This is a genomic window from Stutzerimonas sp. C6.4V (assembly GCF_058536345.1).
In genome coordinates this window covers 1,021,918-1,042,705 of the sequence record NZ_JBZUBM010000001.1, presented here as the reverse complement: position 1 = coordinate 1,042,705, position 20,788 = coordinate 1,021,918, and the positions used below count along the sequence as shown (strand labels likewise).

15 protein-coding genes and 1 pseudogene are annotated in these 20,788 nt (G+C 63.7%); 6 read left to right on the top strand and 10 right to left on the bottom strand.

The window, feature by feature from the left end; translation table 11 throughout:
• Positions 1–47: 47 nt before the first annotated feature.
• Positions 48–1,175 (top strand): mechanosensitive ion channel family protein, encoded by a 1,128-nt coding sequence (locus tag AC4LFW_RS05055; RefSeq protein WP_491818116.1) that lies wholly within the window; start codon positions 48–50, stop codon positions 1,173–1,175.
• 42 nt (positions 1,176–1,217) lie between these two features.
• On the opposite strand, the gene acs is transcribed toward AC4LFW_RS05055, so the two are convergent.
• Positions 1,218–3,173: an acetate--CoA ligase gene (gene acs, locus AC4LFW_RS05050; protein ID WP_491818115.1), complete on the bottom strand. Its 1,956-nt coding sequence runs from the start codon at positions 3,171–3,173 to the stop codon at positions 1,218–1,220.
• 251 nt (positions 3,174–3,424) lie between these two features.
• Here acs and AC4LFW_RS05045 point away from each other — a divergent pair, with 251 nt between their 5' ends.
• Positions 3,425–4,756, top strand: a complete 1,332-nt coding sequence (locus AC4LFW_RS05045; RefSeq protein WP_491818114.1) for a DUF2254 domain-containing protein — start codon at positions 3,425–3,427, stop codon at positions 4,754–4,756.
• Between the two features lie 83 nt (positions 4,757–4,839).
• Here AC4LFW_RS05045 and AC4LFW_RS05040 read toward each other — a convergent pair whose 3' ends face one another.
• Positions 4,840–6,501: a DEAD/DEAH box helicase gene (locus AC4LFW_RS05040; protein WP_491818113.1), complete on the bottom strand. Its 1,662-nt coding sequence runs from the start codon at positions 6,499–6,501 to the stop codon at positions 4,840–4,842.
• 601 nt (positions 6,502–7,102) lie between these two features.
• Here AC4LFW_RS05040 and AC4LFW_RS05035 point away from each other — a divergent pair.
• Both AC4LFW_RS05035 and AC4LFW_RS05030 read left to right on the top strand, forming a co-directional pair.
• The gene (locus AC4LFW_RS05035) at positions 7,103–9,550 is read left to right on the top strand and encodes an acyl-CoA dehydrogenase (protein ID WP_491818112.1); all 2,448 of its coding nucleotides are present in this window, start codon (positions 7,103–7,105) and stop codon (positions 9,548–9,550) included.
• A 198-nt stretch (positions 9,551–9,748) separates the two neighbouring features.
• On the top strand, positions 9,749–10,156 hold the full coding sequence (locus AC4LFW_RS05030) for a PA2817 family protein (RefSeq protein WP_491818111.1): 408 nt from the start codon (positions 9,749–9,751) through the stop codon (positions 10,154–10,156).
• Positions 10,157–10,272: 116 nt separating this feature from the next.
• Here the strand turns inward: AC4LFW_RS05030 and ihfB are convergent, their stop codons facing one another.
• Positions 10,273–10,563 carry an integration host factor subunit beta gene (gene ihfB, locus AC4LFW_RS05025; RefSeq protein ID WP_491818110.1) on the bottom strand — a complete coding sequence of 97 codons (291 nt, stop codon included), beginning with the start codon at positions 10,561–10,563 and terminating at the stop codon, positions 10,273–10,275.
• Positions 10,564–10,937: 374 nt separating this feature from the next.
• Here ihfB and AC4LFW_RS05020 point away from each other — a divergent pair.
• A pseudogene (locus AC4LFW_RS05020) lies at positions 10,938–12,139 on the top strand (CaiB/BaiF CoA transferase family protein).
• 135 nt (positions 12,140–12,274) lie between these two features.
• Here AC4LFW_RS05020 and AC4LFW_RS05015 read toward each other — a convergent pair.
• From AC4LFW_RS05015 to AC4LFW_RS04985, 7 genes are all read right to left on the bottom strand, one after another.
• Complete coding sequence (locus AC4LFW_RS05015) at positions 12,275–13,264, bottom strand: TRAP transporter substrate-binding protein (protein ID WP_491818109.1); 990 nt, start codon at positions 13,262–13,264, stop codon at positions 12,275–12,277.
• Between the two features lie 54 nt (positions 13,265–13,318).
• Positions 13,319–14,146, bottom strand: coding sequence for an HpcH/HpaI aldolase/citrate lyase family protein (locus tag AC4LFW_RS05010; protein WP_491818108.1), 828 nt, complete (start codon positions 14,144–14,146; stop codon positions 13,319–13,321).
• Positions 14,147–14,216: 70 nt separating this feature from the next.
• Positions 14,217–15,422 carry a CaiB/BaiF CoA transferase family protein gene (locus tag AC4LFW_RS05005; RefSeq protein ID WP_491818107.1) on the bottom strand — a complete coding sequence of 402 codons (1,206 nt, stop codon included), beginning with the start codon at positions 15,420–15,422 and terminating at the stop codon, positions 14,217–14,219.
• A 144-nt stretch (positions 15,423–15,566) separates the two neighbouring features.
• Positions 15,567–16,919, bottom strand: coding sequence for an MmgE/PrpD family protein (locus tag AC4LFW_RS05000; protein WP_491818106.1), 1,353 nt, complete (start codon positions 16,917–16,919; stop codon positions 15,567–15,569).
• Positions 16,916–17,320: a VOC family protein gene (locus AC4LFW_RS04995; protein ID WP_491818105.1), complete on the bottom strand. Its 405-nt coding sequence runs from the start codon at positions 17,318–17,320 to the stop codon at positions 16,916–16,918. The genes AC4LFW_RS05000 and AC4LFW_RS04995 overlap by 4 nt, the downstream gene beginning before the upstream one ends.
• A 155-nt stretch (positions 17,321–17,475) precedes the next feature.
• A complete protein-coding gene (locus tag AC4LFW_RS04990) occupies positions 17,476–18,639 on the bottom strand; it encodes an acyl-CoA dehydrogenase family protein (RefSeq protein WP_491818104.1) in 1,164 nt (387 codons plus the stop codon).
• A 100-nt stretch (positions 18,640–18,739) separates the two neighbouring features.
• The gene (locus AC4LFW_RS04985; RefSeq protein WP_491818103.1) at positions 18,740–19,561 is read right to left on the bottom strand and encodes an HTD2 family dehydratase; all 822 of its coding nucleotides are present in this window, start codon (positions 19,559–19,561) and stop codon (positions 18,740–18,742) included.
• Between the two features lie 120 nt (positions 19,562–19,681).
• Here AC4LFW_RS04985 and AC4LFW_RS04980 point away from each other — a divergent pair, with 120 nt between their 5' ends.
• Positions 19,682–20,572 (top strand): LysR family transcriptional regulator, encoded by an 891-nt coding sequence (locus AC4LFW_RS04980; protein ID WP_491820130.1) that lies wholly within the window; start codon positions 19,682–19,684, stop codon positions 20,570–20,572.
• Positions 20,573–20,788 lie beyond the last annotated feature (216 nt).

Here is a 20,788-nt window from a genome sequence, read left to right as displayed (position 1 = left end):
ACTGCTCTGGCGCCTGGCCGCGCCCGCCCACCGGAGGATTCGAATCGATGAATTGGGACGTGATGTTGAACGAGAGGTTATGGATCAACACCGGCATTATCGTTGGCGTCACCCTCGTCAGTTATCTGGTGCTGCAGGCAATCCTGCGGATTATCACCAACCGCCTGCGCAAGCTGGCCAAAGGCTCCAGAAGCGGCTTTGTCGGCATCGCCGCGGAGATGCTCAGCCGCACCAGTCACATATTGCTTATTGCGCTTTCCCTGCTGGTTGCCCTGAAGGTTGTTGAGCTGCCGAATCGCTGGGAGGCGGCGATGTCGCACGGCTGGTTCATTGCGCTGGCGTTCCAGATTGCCCTCTGGCTGGACGCCGGGGTCCGCCTGTGGATGGAAAGCCTGACCCACGATGGCAAGACGCGTAATCCAGTAACCACCACGATCATTGGCATCATGGTACGCATCGTTGTCTGGACGATGATGCTGCTGTCGATCCTCGCCAACCTCGGCGTGGACATCACGGCCATGGTAGCCAGCCTCGGGGTCGGCGGTATCGCCATTGCCCTGGCCGTCCAGACACTGCTCAGCGATATCTTTGCCTCGCTGTCCATCGGCATCGACAAGCCGTTCGAGATTGGCGACTTCGTGGTGTTTGGCGATGTCGCCGGCAACATCGAACACATCGGCCTGAAGACGACCCGCATCCGCAGCCTGAGCGGCGAACAGGTGGTGTGCTCCAACGCCGACCTGCTCAAGCAGACCCTGCACAACTACAAGCGCATGAACACGCGACGCATCGTGTTCAAGTTCGGCATCACCTACAACACGCCGTCGTACAAGGTGCGTGAAGTCTCGGCGCTGGTGAAGCGGATCATCGACGAGGTGGAAAACGCCAACTTCGACCGTGCCCACTTCCTGGCTTTCGATGACAGCCAGCTGACCTTCGAAGTCGTCTACATCATGCAAGTGCCGGACTACAACAAGTACATGGATGCGCAACAGGAGATCAACCTGAAGCTGCTCGATGGCATTCGTGGCATGGGCCTGCAGTTCGCCTTCCCCACACGCAGCGTGGAGTTCATCGGCGGCAGTTTCCCCGAAATCAGCGTTGCCGGCGTGCCAAAGGAGCAACCGGCGGCCAACCAGGAGGCAGACGCCTCACGCAGCCAGCCATTCGCCTGATCAGCCGTGCAGTGCCGGACCCACCGGCACTGCACCAGGCGATCAATGGGACTGCATCTGCTTGTGCATCTCGATCAGCTGCGGAACCACCGCCGGATCGGCCAGTGTCGAGATGTCGCCCAGGGCGTCGTACTCGTCGGTCGCAATCTTGCGCAGGATGCGTCGCATGATCTTGCCCGACCGGGTCTTTGGCAGCCCGGGCGCCCACTGGATCACATCCGGCACGGCAATCGGGCCGATCTCCTTGCGCACCCATTGCTGCAATTCCTGGCGCAATTGATCGGACGGCTCCTCGCCGGCCACCAGCGTCACGTACACGTAGATACCCTGCCCCTTCAGCGGGTGCGGCACACCGACGACCGCCGCCTCGGCCACCTTGCGGTGCGCCACCATGGCGCTTTCGATCTCCGCAGTACCCATGCGGTGGCCGGACACATTCAGCACGTCATCGACCCGGCCGGTGATCCAGTAGTAACCGTCTTCGTCACGGCGCGCGCCGTCACCGGTGAAGTACATGCCGCGAAAGGTCTTGAAGTAGGTGTCGACGAAACGATCGTGATCGCGGTAGAGGGTGCGCATCTGCCCCGGCCACGAGTCGAGGATCACCAGATTGCCTTCGGTCGCGCCTTCGAGCAGATTGCCAAGGTTGTCTACCAGTCCTGGCACCACACCAAAGAATGGTCGCGTCGCCGAGCCCGGCTTCAGCGCCGTCGCGCCTGGCAGGGGTGTGATCAGCACGCCGCCGGTTTCGGTCTGCCACCAGGTGTCGACAATGGGACAGCGCGACTTGCCCACCGTCTCGTAGTACCAGTGCCAGGCCTCGGGGTTGATCGGTTCGCCCACGGTGCCCAGCAGCCGCAGGCTCGAGCCATCGGCACCCTCCATCGCTGCGGCACCCTCGGCCATCATCGAGCGAATCGCGGTGGGCGCGGTATAGAGGATGTTGACCCTGTGCTTGTCGATGATTCTGGCGATCCGCGTCACATCGGGATGGTTCGGCACGCCTTCGTACATCAGCGTGGTCGCACCGTTGGCGAGCGGGCCGTAGATAAGATAGCTGTGACCGGTGATCCAGCCGACGTCAGCGGTACACCAGTAGATGTCTCCGGGGCGATAGTCGAAGACGCGCTCGTGGGTCAGCGCCGCATAAAGCAGATAGCCGCCCGAGGTGTGCACCACGCCCTTGGGTTTGCCCGTCGAACCCGAGGTGTAGAGGATGAACAGCGGCTCCTCGGCGCCCATTTCCTTGGGCGCGCATATGTCCCCGGCCACGCGCATCAAATCTTCGTACCAGATGTCACGGTGCGGGTTCCACTTGATGTCCCCGCCCGTGCGCCGCACCACGATGATCTTCTGCACCCCGGCGGTTTGTGGGTTGGTCAGCGCTTCGTCGACGTTCGCCTTCAGCGGCACCGTCTTGCCGCCGCGCAATCCTTCATCGGCGGTGATGACCACCCTGGATCGGCCATCGATGATCCGCCCGGCCAGGGCCTCGGGCGAAAAGCCGCCAAAGACCACCGAGTGAATCGCACCAATGCGGGCACAGGCCAGCATCGCCACGGCGACCTCCGGAATCATCGGCATGTAGAGAGTCACCACGTCGCCCCGATGGACATCCTGCCCGCGCAGGGCGTTGGCGAATTTGCTGACTTCGTGGTGCAGTTCGCGATAGGTGATCTCGCGGTGTTCGGACGGATCGTCCCCTTCCCAGATGATCGCCAACTCATCGCCACGGTCCTCCAGGTGCCGATCGAGGCAATTGGCCGATACGTTCAGGGTGCCGTCAGCAAACCACTTGATGTCCACATGATGATCATCGAAAGAGGTCTGCTTGACCCGCGTGAACGGCTTGATCCAGTCCAGACGTTGCGCCTGCTCGCGCCAGAAACCGTCGGGATTGATCACCGACTGCTGATACATGGCCTTGTAGGCCGCTTCGTCGGTCAACGACCGAGCCGCAACTTCCGGCTGCACGGGATACAGGTAAGCAGCGCTCATGGGCAGTACCTCACTCGTTGGTCCAGTTATCTGTCGAATAACCCTGTCCTACAGGCGAACCATACGAATCCAAACCATGCGCCTGATAGACGTCTTCTCACGGGCTAGCAGGCCGTCGGTGCCGCCTGATCCAGCATGGCCCGACAGCCTTCCCCCAATGAGCATAGACGGTCTCGCCAGGGGTGTACTTTGCGGCTGTGCGCTGTCACAGGAAGACGGGGCGGATCGCCCGCACACTGGAACCCCCCGGCATGTCCTCACCCACCAACGCCCTGTTTCGTATTGCCAAGCGCATCAGCGAGAGCATCGCCTTCTATCCCGTAGTGATCGCCACCGGCTTCCTGATAGTCGCCGGCCTCGTCCTTGCGTTCGAATCGACCCCGCTGGCCGAAACCCTGCGTCGCGACCTGCCCCCGGGCCTCGTCGAAGCAGACAACGCGCGCGAAATCCTCGGCACCCTGATCACCGCCATCATTTCGCTGACGGTGTTCAGCTTTTCCATGGTGATGGTTGTGCTCAACGGTGCGGCTGCACGCCTCTCGCCGCGTGTGCTGCCCGGCCTGGTCAGCGATCGGCGCAACCAGATGATCCTGGGCTTCTATCTGGGCAGCATTCTTTATTTCCTGCTGATGATCGGCACCCTGGACAAGAACGATCCCGCCAGTGTGCCGACGCTTGGGCTGCTGTTGACGCTGCTGCTGGGCATGACCTGCATGGCGCTGTTTGTGGTGTTTATCCGCTCGGTTTCGCAATCGATCCAGGTCGACTGGGTCATTAACCAGCTCTTCGGGGATTCGTCCCGCAACCTGGAAAAGCGCAAGGAACGGATGGCCGGGATCACGCAGATTCCGGACCCAAGCGACTGGTGGTGCCTGGCCGCGACACGCCCGGGCTACTTGCGGGAGGTCAACGAGCGGCGCCTGTGCAAGCTGCTGCGCAAGCGCGACCTCACGGCAGTCGTCCAGGTGGAACCAGGCTTTTTTCTTATCGAAGGTCACCCCCTGCTGAGGCTCGATGGGGCCTTGTCCGACAAGGAAGCAGGCGAGGTACTGGACTGCTTCGACTTCCACAACAACGAGTTCGCCGGCGCCAACATCTCGTACGGCATGCGCCAGATTTCCGAAATCGCCGTCAAGGCCATCAGCCCGGCCATCAACGACCCAGGCACCGCGATACGCGCCGTCAACCTCATCGGCCTGTTGTTGAAACGCCTCGGCGGGGTCCCGCCCTACGACGTTGGCTGCATGGACGATGGCCGCCCACGCCTTTTCTATCCGCAGCTGGACATGCAGAGCCTGCTGGAAGTGGTGGCTGCGCCGATCCGCATCTACGGCAGCCACGATCCCCACGTTCTCATTGCCCTGCTGCAGTGCATGAAGAACGCCTTGCACGACAGCCCAAGCGACGAACAGGTCGAGGCGTTGCACGGCGAGATCCATGCCCTGCGCGATGAGGCAGACGCCAAGGTCGAAAACCGGCGTGACCGATACGCGGTCAATGACCAACTCGAGCGCATGAACAAGCTGCAGGGGCGCAAGCACCCGGGTGTGGAGTTGCTGGTCCTGGACCGGACCCAGCGATAGCCAGTCAAGCCGCGTCACGGCTGTGCGACAGATACAAAAAAGGGTGAGCACCAGGCTCACCCTTTTCGATCACACCAGGACGATCAATCCTCGCGATAACGACGCAGCTTGAGCTGCTTGCCGCCGACACGGGTGTCCTTGAGCTTGCCCAGCAGACGCTCGAGCCCCTCTTCCGGCAGCTCGACCAGGCTGAAGCTGTCGCGCACCTGGATGCGGCCGATGGCTTCGCGGGCCAGGCCGCCTTCGTTGAGGATGGCGCCAAGCAGGTTGCGCGCGGCGATGCCGTCACGGGCACCCAGCGGACTACGGCAGCGGGCACGGCCTTCAGCCAGCGGGATCGGAGCGCGACGTTCGCGGTCACCGCTGCGCTCCGGACGATCGGAGCGCTCGCGTGGGCTGCTGGTCGGAACCAGCGGTTGCTCTTTTTCCACTTCAGCCAAGGTCAGCGCCTGGCCATTGGTAGCCTTGCGCAGCAGCGCAGCGGCCAGGGCACGCGGGCTGCAATCGATATCGGCTACCAGCTTGTCGAGCAGTTCGCCATGGCTGGCTTCAGCATCGGCCACCAGCGGCGCCAGGCTGTTGGTGAGCTTCTTGATGCGCGCATCCAGAACCTGCTGGGCATTCGGCAGACGGGCTTCGGCAACTTTCTGGTTGGTGACGCGCTCGATGACCTGCAGCATGCGGCGCTCACGCGGCGTGACCAGCAGCAGCGCGCGGCCTTCACGACCGGCACGACCGGTACGGCCGATGCGGTGTACGTAGGATTCCGGATCGTAGGGCATATCAACGTTGAACACGTGGGTGATACGCGACACGTCGAGGCCACGAGCGGCAACGTCGGTGGCGACCACGATGTCCAGGCGACCATCCTTGAGCGATTCGATGACGCGCTCACGCTGGTTCTGGGCGATGTCGCCGTTCAGCGCAGCAGCCTTGTAGCCCTTGGCTTCCAGCGCGGCGGCCAGGTCCAGGGTGGCCTGCTTGGTCCGCACGAATGCGATCAGGGCGTCGAAGTCTTCGACTTCCAGCAGGCGCAGCACCGCAGCAATCTTCTGGTCGGCATGCACCATCAGGTGCGCCTGCTCGATGCGGGCAACGGTCTGGGTCTTGGTAGCGACCTTGATGTGCTGCGGCTCGCGCAGGTGCTTTTCGGCGATTGCGCGAATCGAATGCGGCAGCGTCGCGGAAAACAGCACGCTCTGGCGGCTTTCCGGCATGGCTTCGAAAATCACTTCGAGGTCATCCATGAAGCCCAGCTTGAGCATTTCGTCCGCTTCGTCGAGCACCAGGTACTGGATGGTCGACAGCAGCGTGCCGTTGCGGCTCAGGTGGTCGACCAGGCGCCCTGGTGTCGCGACGATGATCTGCGCGCCCTGGCGAATGGCCTTGAGCTGCGGACCCATCGGGGCACCACCGTAGACGGCGACGACGCCCACGCCTGGCATCTGCTTGGAATAGGTTTCGAAGGCGGTGGCGACCTGCAGGGCCAGTTCACGCGTCGGCGCGAGGATCAGCGCCTGCGGTTCCCGCTTGGCCGGGTCGATCTTGGACAGGATAGGCAGCGCGAAGGCTGCGGTCTTGCCGGTACCGGTCTGGGCCTGGCCGATCATGTCATGGCCGCCGAGGATTACCGGAATCGCCTGGCTCTGAATGGCCGAAGGCTCTTCGTAGCCGACTGCGATGACAGCAGCGAGTACGGAGGGATGAATGCCGAGTGCGGCAAAGCCGCCGATTTCTTGGGTCATGGGTCTTTTCCTGATGCTCCGCAAAGACCCATGTTCCGAAGCTGCGCATGCCATGCAAAACCCGAAGGTCACCCTGGCAGCCTGGTCGGCGGGGTTTGCGAAAACGTATGAATGATGAATCGTCTAGGACAGCCGCGAGAAGCGGAAAGCAGCCGAAGCAGCGCTTCGTGTGTTGCAGTACCTGAACGCAGGCTGGGTTTCAGCCGGCGCGTACTATACCGGATTTCTGTGACGCTGTGCGTGCATTTTGTCTTGCGGGTTAAGTTCGTAGGGCTCAAGCGCGCCGGCTGGGCGCGCTCGAAGAACCGCCCGGAGCCGGCGGCCCGCACGACTAGTCAGCTGAACTCGACATGCGCTCATTCGTTTCCTTTTACAGATCGCCCATCCATGGCAAAGCCGCCTGGCCATCGCGATACAGCGTTAACCAGGCGCGGGCGCAGGACAGCTGCAAGAACACGCCAGCCCGCCGCGTCATGATCCGAACTCGCAACCGCCGCTCCGGTCACTAGCAGATACCCAACGTGGCAACCCGTCCCTTCACCCGTCACGGCCGGGTGCCTATGCTCAAGCAGGACGCCACCTGCTAAAACAAGGAATACCTATGACCCTGCTCTGGCTGCTCGTATTACTGCTCGGCATCGCCATGATCGCCCATCTGCGGGTTTCCCCCGTGCCGGCGCTCGCTATCGTTGCCGCCTATCTGGTACTGATGGGCGCCGCTGACCACAGCCCGGATTGGCTGATGGTCATCCTCTGGCTCCTGCTCATAGCGGTCGCGGTGCCCCTGCTGGTTACCGACTTGCGCATCAAGCACTTCAGCGGCCCGATGTTCGACTGGTTCAAGAAGGTCCTGCCGCCGATTTCCGACACTGAACGCGACGCCATCGACGCCGGCACCGTGTGGTGGGACGGCGAGCTGTTCAGTGGTCGTCCCAACTGGGACACCCTGCTCGGCTATCCCAGGGCGGTGCTGACCGAGGAAGAACAGGCTTTTATCGACGGCCCCACCGAAACCCTCTGCGCCATGGTCAATGACTGGAACGTCGGGCAGCAGCTGGATCTGCCCGAGCAAGCCTGGGACTACATAAAGGCCGAGGGCTTCTTTGCCCTGATCATTCCCAAGGAATTCGGCGGCAAGGGCTTCTCGGCCTATGCGCATTCGCAGATCGTGATGAAGCTGGCGACCCGCAGCGGTGACCTGGCCAGCACCGTCATGGTCCCCAATTCACTTGGGCCGGCCGAATTGCTGCTGCAATACGGCACCGAGGAGCAGCGCAACCATTACCTGCCACGCCTGGCCAACGGCACGGACATCCCCTGCTTTGCCTTGACCGGCCCTTATGCCGGGTCCGATGCCGGCGCCATGAACGACAGCGGCGTGATCTGCAAGGGCCAGTGGCAAGGTGAAGAAGTCCTCGGCCTGCGCCTGAACTGGGAAAAACGCTACATCACCCTAGGGCCGGTGGCGACGCTGCTCGGCGTGGCATTCAAGACCTACGACCCGGACCATCTGCTGGGCGACGAAGACGAGCTGGGCATCAGCCTGGCGCTGATCCCCACCGACACAGCCGGCGTCGAGATCGGCCGCCGCCACCAGCCCCTCGGCGCCGCCTTCATGAACGGGCCGAACTGGGGCAAGGATGTGTTCGTGCCGCTGGAGGCGATCATTGGTGGCCGCGACATGATCGGCAAGGGCTGGATGATGTTGATGAACTGCCTGTCCGTGGGCCGCTCGATATCCCTGCCTGCGACCGGCGTCAGCGCGGCGAAGACCTGCAGCTACGTGACCGGGCGCTATGCCAGTATCCGTGAGCAATTCAATGTGCCGCTGGCGGCCTTCGAAGGTATCCAGGAGCCCCTTGCCCGTATCGGCGGCAACGCCTGGCTGATGGACAGCGCACGCATCCTGACCGCCAACGCAGTCGACCTCGGCGAGAAACCCTCGGTGCTCTCGGCCATCCTCAAATACCACCTGACCGAACGCGGCCGTGCCTGTATCACCGATGCCATGGATATCCATGCGGGCAAGGGCATCATCATGGGCCCGAACAATTACCTCGGCCGCCTGTGGTTGTCAGCCCCCATCTCCATCACGGTGGAAGGTGCCAACATTCTTTCACGCAACCTGATGATCTTCGGCCAGGGCGCCATCCGCTGCCATCCATTCGTACTGCGTGAAATGGAGCTGGTGCACGAGCCCGACCGCGACGCGGCGGTGGCCAGGTTCGACAAGCTGCTCATGCAGCACATCGGCTTCGCCGTCAGCAACACGGCCAGCACTCTGGTGCTGGGCCTGACGCTCGGCCTGGTCGGCAAGGCGCCGGGCAACGACCTGACCCGTCCCTACTTTCGTGCCCTGGATCGCATTGCCGCGGCGTTCGCCATGCTGGCCGACCTGTCCATGATGCTGCTTGGCGGCGAACTCAAGCGCCGCGAGCGGCTGTCGGCACGGCTCGGCGATGTTCTAAGCCATCTCTATCTGGCCTCCGCTGCCCTCAAGCGCTATCACGACCTCGGCCATCCGGTAGAACAGGCGCCGCTGTTGCGCTGGGCGCTGGAAGACTGCCTGGCCAAGGCCGAGCAGGCATTGGCGGACACCCTGGTCAATTTCCCGAACCGATTGCTTGGCGCTGTGCTGCAGCTGGTGGTGTTTCCGTTCGGCGCGCGGCACAAGGGGCCGTCCGATGAACTCGACGCCGAAGTGGCCGCCATTCTGGGACGCCCCGAAGGCGACCCGGCGCTGGAGCAGATCCTCGAAGGCGTTTACCGACCTGCAGGCAACGAAGAGGCATTCGGCGATCTGCGCGAGGCGTTCGACACCCTCGCCGCGGTTCAGCCGCTGCAGAAAAAACTGCACAAGGCGCTCAAAAGTGGAGCGTTCTCCCTGGGCGCCGGTGAGAACCCCATCGAAGCCGCACTGGCCGCCGGTGTCTTGGATGCCAGCGAAGCCACCCAGCTGACCGCGGCAGAGGCGGCCCGACGCAAGGTCATCAGCGTCGATGATTTCTCCAAGGAGGAGCTGATGCTGGCACCCGGCAAGATCCGCTAGCAGGCAGGCGCCGCGCATCCGCGGCGCCATCTTAGATGGCATCCGCTCGTTCGGCAGCGGATCTGATGGCGCCCAGGCTCCGGCGTGGGCGCCCCCCATCGCCCATACCGAACCCAGCTCCGGCTCATGGGTCAACTAAACACGCCAACCCGACACGACGCGCCTATAATCGCGCGCCCAATCCGACACAGGTGAACCATGGCCAACGCATATCACGATCACAACCTGGCACTACTGGCCCATCTGCGCGGCATCCTGCTCGCCATGGGGGAGACCGAACAGGTTTCCGAAGAAAGCCACGCCCTGTTCCTCGAACGCTTCGATGAACTGATCATGAACCTCAGAGAGGTACCGGCCGAACGGCACCTGGGCCAGGACATGATCTGCCAGGTCTTCCACCGCTACCCACAGATCGCCCACCTCGTCCCACGCGACCTGCTGTGGTTCTTTGGCGGCGACTGCCTGCACTACATGCCGGACGAGGAAATCGAGCTATTCCAGCGCCTGGAAGAACGCCGCTACGAAGCTGAGCAGAACGAGGAACCCTTCGACTGGAACATGGAAAAGCAGCTACTGACGATGCCCGACGAAGGTGCGCGGCACTGAGGGAGCTCGACGCCTGATATCGGGCCCTGCGCCTCATGCCAATGATATGAGGCATATCCAGGCGGGGCAGCTAGCCCATCGGCTTGCTAACAATCTGCAGAGGCCCACCTACCGGCTTAAAGCGAGTCTTCTTCATTCACCCGATCCCTCAGCTCCTTCCCCGGCTTGAAGTGCGGGACGAACTTGCCGTCGAGGGGGACGGATTGGCCGGTTTTGGGGTTGCGGCCGACGCGGGGGGCGCGGTAGTGGAGGGAGAAGCTGCCGAAGCCGCGGATTTCGATGCGGTCGCCGGTGGCCAGCGCCTGGGCCATCTGTTCGAGCATGGTCTTGATCGCCAGCTCGACGTCCTTGGAAGAAAGCAGGCCTTGCTGGGTGACGATACGTTCGATCAACTCCGACTTGGTCATGGTTTTCCCTTCGTTTTCAAGCGGCTAGATCATTTGGGTTGCGTTCGTTTGTAGCATGTTGTTCAGACTTTGAACAGCCCGAACGTCCGGGTGGCATCTGGCTTGTTCCCAGGCTGCGAACGACGGCCTGAATCTGGCGTTCGAGGAGGCGAACGCCAACGGACCTGCGATTGCGGTTCGCGTTGCTGGATGCGCGGGGGCCCGGGTATCCAGCGGGCTTCAGCGAGATAGAGCACGGTCAGGACCTGTATCGAACGAAAAGCTATCCGCTGCGTTGCAATCGATTCGCAGCCATAGCGGCCGGTCGAGCATTGTCCATCGCACCGCGCTCGGTCATCCTCCGCCTGTATATCAACCCGAGCTCAGGTGTTGTGATGAATCAACAGGACGAAAACAGCATGCCGTTGGACGGCATCAAGGTCATCGAGATGGGCCAGCTGATCGCCGGTCCCTTCGCCAGCAAGCTGCTCGGTGAGTTTGGCGCGCAGGTGGTCAAGATCGAGCCGCCGGGCATTGGCGACCCGCTGCGCAAATGGCGCAAGCTGAAGGACGGCACCTCGCTCTGGTGGCACGTGCAGTCGCGCAACAAGCAGTCCATCACGCTGGACTTGAAAGCCGCCGAGGGTCAGGACATCGCCCTCAATCTCATCGCCGAGGCCGACGTTCTGGTGGAAAACTTCCGCCCCGGCACGCTGGAGGAATGGGGCCTGGGCTGGGAGGAGCTGTCCAGGTTGAACCCGCGGCTGATCATGCTGCGCATCTCCGGCTACGGCCAGACCGGGCCCTACCGCGACTTGCCGGGTTTCGGCGTGATCGGCGAGGCCATGGGCGGGCTGCGGCACCTGTCGGGCTACCCGGGCCAGCCGCCGGTGCGGGTCGGGGTCAGCATCGGCGATTCGTTGTCTTCGCTGTATGGCGTCATAGGCGTTTTGCTGGCATTGCAGGAGCGCAACCGCAGCGGCCGGGGCCAGGAGATCGATGTGGCGCTGTACGAGTCGGTGTTCGCCATGATGGAGAGCCTGGTGCCGGAATACGACGCCTTCGGTTACGTTCGTGAACCGGCGGGCAGTGCCCTACCCGGCATCACCCCGTCGAACTCCTACCTGTGCCGCGATGGCAACTATGTGCTTATCGCCGGCAATGGCGACAGCATCTACAAGCGCCTGATGATGCTGATGGACCGTCAGGATCTCGCCGACGACCCGCGCCTGGCCCACAACGACGGGCGCGCCGGCCACGCCGAGCTGATCGATGCCGCCATCGGGGAATGGACTGCCAGGCACAGTCGCGACGAAGTGATCGAGGCGCTGAAGGCCGCACGCGTACCGGCGGGCTATCCCTATACCGCCGCCGACATCGTCAAGACCCGCACTACCTGGCCCGGCAGATGATCAGCCAGGTCCAGACCTCCGCCGGCCCGCTGAAGGTGCCCGGCGTGCTACCCAAGCTCAGCCGCACGCCCGGGCGCATCGGCGGGGGCGGCCCGCAGCTTGGCGAGCACACCGACGACGTGCTGGCCGGCCTGGGGCTGACGGAAGAGCAGATCCAGGGCCTGCGCGAGCGTGGCATCGTCTGACCCGCCTCAACGAACCGGCAGTATTGCAAAGCAGCTGGTTCATTGTTTGGACGGCCTGCGCCATAGATCGGCGTTATGGGCCGAATCGCTGCAGCGCCTCAGCGGGCGCTGCCCTTGCCAACCTTCGACCTATGCTCAGTTCTGGTTTGCCGCTTCGGCAGCCCTGATCAGGTCGGCGCCGATTTCGTTCTCGAACTTCTTCCATACCGGCCGCATCGCCTCGCGCCACTCGCCGCGCTGCTCCGGGGTCAGCTGGATGATTTCGGTCTTGCCAGACTCGGCGATAGCACGCTTGGCCTTCTGGTTGAGCTCGTCGGCCTGGCGATTGACCTCCACGGTGACCTCGTCGATGACCTGTTCCAGTTCGCTGCGTACGTCATCGGGCAGGTCGCGCCAGAACTTCGTGTTGGTGATCACCATATAGTCGATCAGGCCGTGGTCGGACTCGGTGATGTACTTCTGCACCTCGTGCACCTTCTGGCTCTCATAGTTGGACCAGGTGTTTTCGGTGCCATTGACCACGCCGGTCTGCAGGCCCTGGTAGACCTCCGCAAAGCTCATCTTGCGCGGGTTGGCGCGTACGGCCTTGAACTGCTCCTCCAGCACCTGCGAGGCCTGTACGCGGAACTTGAGGCCGCGTGCATCCGTTGGCTCGCGCAGTGGTTTATTCGCCGACATCTGCTTGGTGCCGTTGTGCCAATACGCCAGGCCGGTGATGTTCTTGTCTTCCATGGCAGTCAAAAGCGCCTTGCCCTGCGGACTGCTCTGAAAGCGATCGGCCGCGGCCAGATCGTCGAACAGAAAGGGCAGATCGTAGATCTGGATCGGCTTGGCGTAGTGCTCGAACTTCGCCAAGGACGGCGCCAGCATGTGTACGTCACCGATCAGCAGCGCTTCCATTTCCTTGCCGTCGCCAAATAGCGAGGAGTTCGGGTAGACCTCGACCGTTACCTTGCCTGGCAGCCGTTCCTCGGCGAGTTTCTTGAACAGCAGGGCACCCTGCCCTTTTGGCGTGTTGTCCGCTACGACGTGAGAGAACTTGATGGTGATCGGCTCGGCGTGAGCGAAACCGGCGATGGACAAGGAAAGCGCGCAGGCGAGCGCCTTGAGTTTGTTGCTCAGCATGGAAGTACCCCTTTTGTTGTTGTCGGTTGGTACGTTTGCGGGCAAAGGGCGCGGTCAGGGGACCGCTTGCCCGGCACGTTGCAGCAGGCGACGGGCACGGCCGATGACGGGCGCATCGACCATTTCTCCGTCCACCACGAAGACCCCCTCGCCGGACGCACCGGCGCTGAGGACGCGTTGCGCCCAGGCCAGTTCGTCGGCGCTGGGCATCAGCGTTTCGTGCACCACAGCCACCTGGCTTGGGTGGATACAGAGCATTCCGCCGAAACCCATGTCTCGGGCGTCGGCAGCGAACCGGGCAAGGCCCGGCTGGTTCTTGATGTCGGAAAACACGCTGTCCAGTGGCGACGCCAGGCCAGCCAGCCGGGACTGCAGCAGCAGTGCATAGCGAGCGTGATCGAGGATTCGATCGGCAGCCTGCGTGCCGCTGGCCAAACCAAGGTCCAGGCCCAGGTCCAGCGCACCGAAGGACAGCCGCTCGACACCTTTGGCCGCCGCAATTTCCGGCAACGCCATGAGCCCGCGGGCGCTTTCGATGATCGGCCAGACGGGTTTGCCGGACGCCGCGGCCACGGCCACCTGCGCTGCGCTTTCCACCTTGGGCAGCAATACGCCGATGACGCCGGCGCGCGCCGCGCAGAGCTTCAGGTCTTCGGTCTGCTGGACGTGCCCCGCCGCATTGATCCGTACCAGGACAGAGGCTTGCGGATTGGCACTGAGAAAACGGTCGAGATCACCACGGGCTTCGACCTTGAGAGATTCAGCAACGGCGTCCTCAAGGTCGACGATTACCACGTCGGCCCCGCTCGCCAGCGCTTTGGGAATCCGCTCGGGACGGGTTGCCGGGACGAACAGTGCGGAGCGGATGATCGATTCGGTCATGGCAGGTTTCCCTTGGTGTGGGTGACTCTCGGCGTGTCGAGGCGCGCACGGTTCGGTCTGGCAGCTGGCGTCATACAGCCCCCTGCTCGTGCAAGCGCTGAATGTCGCCGGGGGCGTAACCCAGCTCGGCCAGCAGGCTGTCGGTGTGCTGGCCCAAGGCGGGGATCGGGTCCATGCGCGGGGCAAAGGCACTGTTGCGCCCTGGTGGCAGCAGCGCGGGTAACGGACCGGCGGGACTGCCGACCTCGCTCCAGCGCTGGCGGGCCTCCAGCTGCGGGTGAGCCCAAACGCCGGCCATGTCGTTGACGTGTGCATTGGCAATCGGCGCATTGTCCAGCCGCTCGATCACCTCATTGGCGCTGAGCGCGCCGAACGCATCGACGATGATTGCGCGCAGTGCTTCGCGGTTTTCCGAACGCAGGGAGTTGCTGGCGAATCGCTCATCCCTGGCAAGCGTGGGCTGCAGCAACACCTTGTCGCAAAACAGCAGCCACTCACGCTCGTTCTGCAGGCCGAGCATCACCGTGCCGCCATCACCAGTGGGGAACGGGCCGTAGGGGTAGATAGTGGCGTGAGCGGCGCCCGCACGAGGCGGCGGCGTCGCGCCCTTGTAGGCGTAGTACAACGGGTAGCCCATCCACTCCACCAGGCTTTCGAGCATGGAAACGTCGACGCGGCTGCCCTCGCCCGTCTTGTCGCGCAGCATCAGCGCCGAGAGCACTCCGGTGTAGGCGTACATGCCCGCGGCGATGTCGGCGATGGAGCAGCCGGCCTTGGCCATCTCGGTCTCACTCGGCCCGCCGGTGACGGAGAGAAAGCCGCCCTCGCTCTGGATCAGCAGGTCGTAGGCCTTCTTCTGCTCGTAGGGGCCGCCCTCGCCGTAGCCGGAGATGTCGCAGACGATCAGCCGCGGAAAGCGCTCGTGCAGCGCCTCGAAGGAGAGCCCCATGCGCGCGGCGGCGCCCGGAGCCAGGTTCTGCACCAGCACGTCGGCCTTGGCCAAGAGCTGGTCGAGCACCTGGGCAGCGGCGTCCTGTTTCACGTCCAGGCTCAGGCTTTCCTTGGAGCGGTTGGTCCAGACGAAATGCGAGGCCAGGCCGTCGACCCGCTCGTCGTAGCCGCGGGCAAAATCCCCGGCACCGGGCCGCTCGATCTTGATCACCCGTGCGCCGAGGTCGGCCAGCTGGCGCGTGCAGAACGGCGCGGCGATGGCGTGCTCGAGGCTGACCACGGTGATGCCGTCGAGTGGGCGGGGTTTGACTTGGGTGTCGTTCATGTTCGGTTCCTGCAAATTCGGCGTAGGGTGGAAATCGGCGAAGCCATTTCCACGCGTTTGTTGCGGTCTGCTCGGCCTCGGGTGATGCGCTTGGGACGGCGTACCATCGGTGGAAAAGACCTGCGGTCGTTTTCCACCCTACGTTCACCTCAACAGGCTCAGATTGCCGCTCTCCCGCAGGCGCCAAACCGTATCGATCAGCAGGCCCGCCTGGTCATCGCTGCGCGCCGCGGAGAACTGCACCAGGCGGCGGAACTTGTCCTCCAGCTCGGCGCGGCTCAGCGTGTTGCCCGGGTCGCCCTTCGGCTCGTCGATGGCGCCGTGCAACGTGCGGCCATCGGCGGTGGTCACTTCGACGCGACCGAGCCAGCGTGCCGGGTAGGCGCCGTCCACCTCGGGATCGAGCGTCATCGAGACCTTCTCGCGGAACTCGCCGACGCGCGGGTCGCTGAGCGCATGGCTGTGGAATTCGGTCAGGCCGGCCTTGCCGTACAGGGCGATCAGCCCCAGCACGGTGCCCATGGAGAATTTGGCTTGATGCACCGTCTGCGGCACCGTCACGCGGCCGAGCACGTCGATCGCGCCCTGGTGCACGCGGGTGGTGACCGAGGCGATGTCATCGGCCCCGAGCCCTTCGCGCTGCATCAGCACCAGCAGCGCATCGGCCGCCGGGTGGGTATGCCTGCAGGAGGCGTGGAACTTGAACGAGGTTTCCGCCAGCGCCCAGCGGCTGCCGAGCCGGTCGGACAGCTTGCTCGGCTCGGCATCGCGGGACATGCCCGCCGCCATGCCCTGCTCGCCTTCGAGGATGTTCTGTGCGCCGGTCAGGCCATCGGCGGTCAGGTAGGCGGCGAGCAGGCCATCGGCAGCCGCCTTGGCGGTGTGCAGTTGCTTGGAGTCCGCCGCGTCACGGAGAAACTCCCACAGCCCCGCCGCTTGCGTACCGGCGCTGCCGAGCAGATGGGTGAACTGCTGCTGGTCGAAATCCATCAGCTTGCCAACGGCCACCGCCGCGGCCAGGGTGCCGACCGTCGCGGTGGTGTGGAAGATGCGGTAATGCGAGCGGCCGAGGAACTCGCCGATGCGGATGCCCGCCTCGTAGCCGGCCACCGAGGCCACCAGCAGCTCGCGGCCGGACTTGCCGAGATCCTGCGCCGCCGCCAGCGCAGCGGGAAACACCACGGTGGCCGGGTGCAGCACGGAGCTGTTGTGCAGGTCGTCCTGCTCCACCAGGTGCGAGCTGGCGGCATTCACCAGAGCGGCGAAATAGGCCGAGCTGCTCTGGCCGTTGACCAGAATGCGCGCCGGCCCGTCGGCCGGGCCCATCTTCTGCGCGTAACGCTCGAACAGCGGAATCGGATGCGAGCCGGCGCTGGCCAGGGCCGAGCCGAGCCAATCGAGAAAGAGGTCTTCGGTGCGGGCGAGCACCGGTTCGGGGATCTGCTCGTAGGCAAGCCCGGCGAGGAATTCGGTCAGGGCACGGGTGTGCTGGCTCATGCGTTGGGCTCCAGCGGATTCTCTAACGGATTGGACAGTTCGATGAGGTTCTGGTCAGGGTCGCGCAGGTACACCGAGCGGATCGGTCCGGTCGCGCCGGTGCGCGGCACCGGACCTTCGATGATCGAGACGCCCTGCGTTTCCAGATGCGCAATGACTCGATCCAATGGCGTGGCGACGATAAAGCAGAGGTCCGCCGAACCCGGCGTCGGCCGCTCGGCCTTGGGCTCGAATTCACGCCCGGCCTGGTGCAGGTTGATCTTCTGGTTGCCGAAGGCCAGCGCCTTGCGCCCTTCGCCGAAGGTCACCGCCTGCATGCCGAGCACGCGGGTGTAGAAGTCGATCGTTGCCTCGAGATCGGCAACGGTGAGGACCAGATGGTCGAGGTGGTCGATCCGCATGTGTACCTCCTATTGACGCCAACGCATCAAGCCGCGCGTGGATGTGCTTCGCGACATCCACCCTACAAACGTGCCGTCGTAGCGTGGAAAACGGCGAAGCCTTTTCCACGCGTCTGTCCGAGCCCGCGCCGTTGCCTCGGGGCATCGGCTGCCGGTTAAAAGGATCTCGGCAGCTCGAGCAAGTGCTCGGCCACGTACGAGAGGATCAGGTTGGTGGAGATCGGCGCCACCTGGTACAGCCGCGTCTCGCGGAACTTCCGCTCGACGTCGTATTCGTTGGCGAAGCCGAAGCCGCCGTGGGTTTGCAGGCAGGCGTTGGCTGCCTCCCAACTGGCCTTGGCCGCCAGGTACTTGGCCATGTTGGCGGCCGCTCCGGCGTTGCGCCCGGCGTCGTATTCCTCGCAGGCGCGCCAGCGCATCAGGTCCGCGGCCTCGATCTCGATATGCGCTTCGGCGATGGGGAACTGCACGCCCTGGTTCTGCCCGATAGGCCGGCCGAACACCACACGGTCGCGGGCGTACCCAGCGGACTTCTCGACGAACCAGCGGCCATCGCCGATGCACTCGGCGGCGATCAGCGTGCGCTCGGCATTCAGGCCGTCGAGGATGTAGCGAAAGCCCTTGCCCTCCTCGCCAATCAGGCTGCTGGCGGGAATTTCCAGGTTGTCGAAGAACAGCTCGTTGGTCTCGTGGTTGACCATGTTGGCGATCGGCTGCACGGTCAGGCCGTTGCCGATGGCCTCGCGCAGGTCGACGAGGAAGATCGACATGCCCTCGGACTTGCGCTGTACCTCGGCCAGCGGCGTGGTGCGCGCCAGCAGGATCATCAGGTCCGAGTGCTGGATGCGCGAGATCCACACCTTCTGCCCGTTGATGACGTACTTGTCGCCCCGGCGCACGGCGGTGGTCTTGATCTTGGTGGTGTCGGTGCCGGTGGTCGGCTCGGTGACGCCCATGGACTGCAGGCGCAGCTCGCCGCTCGCCAGCTTCGGCAGGTAGTAGCGTTTCTGCTCCTCGCTGCCGTTTCTGAGCAGGGTGAACATGTTGTACATCTGCCCGTGGATGGTCCCGGAGTTGCCGCCGCAACGGTTGACCTCCTCGAGGATCACCGAAGCCTCGGCCAGACCCAGGCCGGAGCCGCCGTATTCTTCCGGGATCATCGCCGAGAGCCAGCCGGCCTCGGTCATGGCGGTGACGAAGGCTTCCGGGAAGCCTTTTTCCTCATCGATCCTGCGCCAGTATTCGGCGGGAAATTCGGCACAGAGGGCGCGCACGCCTTCGCGGATGAAGCTCAGTTCTTCGGTCTTGTTCGGGGTCATCTCGGCTCTTCACCTTCTTATCGTTGTCGCGGCAGACCTAGGGTGGGTATCCACCGCCGGGCTTCGGTGGATAAGGCTGCGCCGTTATCCACCCTACGATTCAGTCGAATTCCACTTCGGCTTTCTGCGCCAGGCCGTTGCCGTCGCCGGCCCAGAGTTCGGCCTTGCCCGGCGCGACGATGCGGCCGCCGACCTCGAACGGCTGCGGCACCACCAGCGGACGCAGGCCGCGGTAGGCAAAGCGCCTGAGCCTGGCGTCCGGGTTCGCCCGGCAGAAGGCACGCAGGTTGAGCGTGGCGATCAGCGGGCCGTGAACGACCAGGCCGGCATAGCCTTCGGTTTCGGTGACGTAGGGCCAGTCGTAATGAATGCGATGGCCATTGAAGGTGACCGCCGAGTAGCGGAACAGCAGCGTCGGGGTCGGCGTCACCGGTTCACGCCAATCGCCAGCCAGCATCGACTCGCTGCTCGATGTCTTCGGCGGGCTCGGCTCGCGATAGACGATCTCCTGCTCTTCGCGGATCGCCAGGCGGCCGTCCTGCAGGTAGTCGTGCTGCACCGTGACGAACAGCAGTGCGCCGGTGCCACCCTGCTTTTCCTCGACGTGCTTAATGGTCGAGACACGACTGGCCTCGGACCCGGCCATCAGGGGCTCGATGAATTCGACGCGCCCGCCCGCCCACATACGGTTGCGGTTGTCGGCAGGCGGCAGGAAGCCTCCGCGTGCAGGATGGCCGTCTCCGCCCAGTCCGCTTTCAGGCATCGGCTCCTGGAAAAAGCACCACTGCCACAGCGGCGGCAAGGCTTCGCCGTGGCCGGGTGTTCTTTCATTCAGGGTTGCTGCGATACGCATCAGCAAATTACGGCTGAGCTGGTCGTGAACCTCTTCGCTGCGGCCTATCCAGGCAGTTACGTCCGTCATCGTGGCATTCCGGCTGTCTTGTTTTCAGCAGACTGCTACGCGACGGGCATTCCGGGAATCTGCATTTACCAATGCCGGCGTTCGGCTATGCTGAACGCGACCGTTCTTGCGAGCCTCGCCATGCACTTCGATCTGGCCGACCTGCGGCTGTTCATCCACATCGCCGAATCTCCCAGCCTGACCCAGGGCGCGCGCCGGGCGTATCTTTCGCCGGCAGCGGCCAGCGCGCGAATCAAGGCACTGGAAGCGCAACTGGACAGCCGCCTGCTGTACCGTGACAGCCGGGGCGTTGAACTGACGCCAGCCGGACACAAGCTGCTGCAGCACGCGCGCCTCATCATGCGCCAGGTGGACTACCTCAAAGGCGAGTTCAACCAATACGGCACAGACTCAGCCGGGCATATCCGCATCTTTGCCAACACCACCGCGGTTACCGAGTTTCTTCCCGAAGTGCTCGCCGGCTTTCTCGCGCAAAGGCCCGGCGTCACCATCGATCTACAGGAACGGCTCAGCCGCGACATCGTGCGCGGCGTTCTCGATGGCAGCACCGATCTCGGCATCATTGCCGGGCCGGTAGAGGCGCAGGGTCTTGAAGTTCTGCATTTCAGTACCGACCGGCTGGTGCTGGCCGTACCGCTCGGACATGCCCTGGCCAGCGAGGCAAAGGTCAGCCTGGGCCAGACGCTGGACTATCAGCATATCGGCCTGCATGAAGGCAGCACCCTGCTGACCTTCCTTCGCGACCGGGTGGAAAGGCTCGGCGGCACTTTGTCGCTGCGCATCCAGCTTTCCAGTTTCGAAGCGGTATGCAGAATGATCGAGGTCGGCGTTGGCATCGGCATCATTCCGGAGTCGGCCGCACGCCGGCATAGCCGTACCATGCAGCTCTCACTCATCGAACTCGACGAGCCGTGGGCCATCCGTGAGCGAAGTATTCTGGTGCGCGAACTGGATGCGCTACCCGGAAGCGTTCGGGCCTTGATCGGTGTGCTGGCGCCTGGGGTCGGCTAGCCTGTACAAAGTGGTACCGCCAGCTGCAGCATGACAGCGCCGCTCGCGGTCACATGCGCTTCGCTTGAAAATTAGCGGCCTGCGGGAATCCTGACCGGAAATTACTGCCCAAGCAGCAACGGTCAAGCTGAAACACCATCCTTGCCATGCAAAACACTAAATAGATCAGCAGGTTACTCATATTATCGGCCAGCTGCGGTGCCGTACGCGGCTTGC

Coding starts and splice junctions, on each gene's coding strand:
- AC4LFW_RS05015 (WP_491818109.1), bottom strand. CDS start 13,264: ATGCTGAGCAACAAACTCAAGGCGCTCGCCTGCGCGCTTTCCTTGTCC.
- AC4LFW_RS05035 (WP_491818112.1), top strand. CDS start 7,103: ATGACCCTGCTCTGGCTGCTCGTATTACTGCTCGGCATCGCCATGATC.
- AC4LFW_RS05055 (WP_491818116.1), top strand. CDS start 48: ATGAATTGGGACGTGATGTTGAACGAGAGGTTATGGATCAACACCGGC.
- AC4LFW_RS05000 (WP_491818106.1), bottom strand. CDS start 16,919: ATGAGCCAGCACACCCGTGCCCTGACCGAATTCCTCGCCGGGCTTGCC.
- AC4LFW_RS05005 (WP_491818107.1), bottom strand. CDS start 15,422: ATGAACGACACCCAAGTCAAACCCCGCCCACTCGACGGCATCACCGTG.
- AC4LFW_RS04980 (WP_491820130.1), top strand. CDS start 19,682: ATGCACTTCGATCTGGCCGACCTGCGGCTGTTCATCCACATCGCCGAA.
- AC4LFW_RS05040 (WP_491818113.1), bottom strand. CDS start 6,501: ATGACCCAAGAAATCGGCGGCTTTGCCGCACTCGGCATTCATCCCTCC.
- AC4LFW_RS05045 (WP_491818114.1), top strand. CDS start 3,425: ATGTCCTCACCCACCAACGCCCTGTTTCGTATTGCCAAGCGCATCAGC.
- AC4LFW_RS05030 (WP_491818111.1), top strand. CDS start 9,749: ATGGCCAACGCATATCACGATCACAACCTGGCACTACTGGCCCATCTG.
- ihfB (WP_491818110.1), bottom strand. CDS start 10,563: ATGACCAAGTCGGAGTTGATCGAACGTATCGTCACCCAGCAAGGCCTG.
- AC4LFW_RS04985 (WP_491818103.1), bottom strand. CDS start 19,561: ATGACGGACGTAACTGCCTGGATAGGCCGCAGCGAAGAGGTTCACGAC.
- AC4LFW_RS05010 (WP_491818108.1), bottom strand. CDS start 14,146: ATGACCGAATCGATCATCCGCTCCGCACTGTTCGTCCCGGCAACCCGT.
- acs (WP_491818115.1), bottom strand. CDS start 3,173: ATGAGCGCTGCTTACCTGTATCCCGTGCAGCCGGAAGTTGCGGCTCGG.
- AC4LFW_RS04990 (WP_491818104.1), bottom strand. CDS start 18,639: ATGACCCCGAACAAGACCGAAGAACTGAGCTTCATCCGCGAAGGCGTG.
- AC4LFW_RS04995 (WP_491818105.1), bottom strand. CDS start 17,320: ATGCGGATCGACCACCTCGACCATCTGGTCCTCACCGTTGCCGATCTC.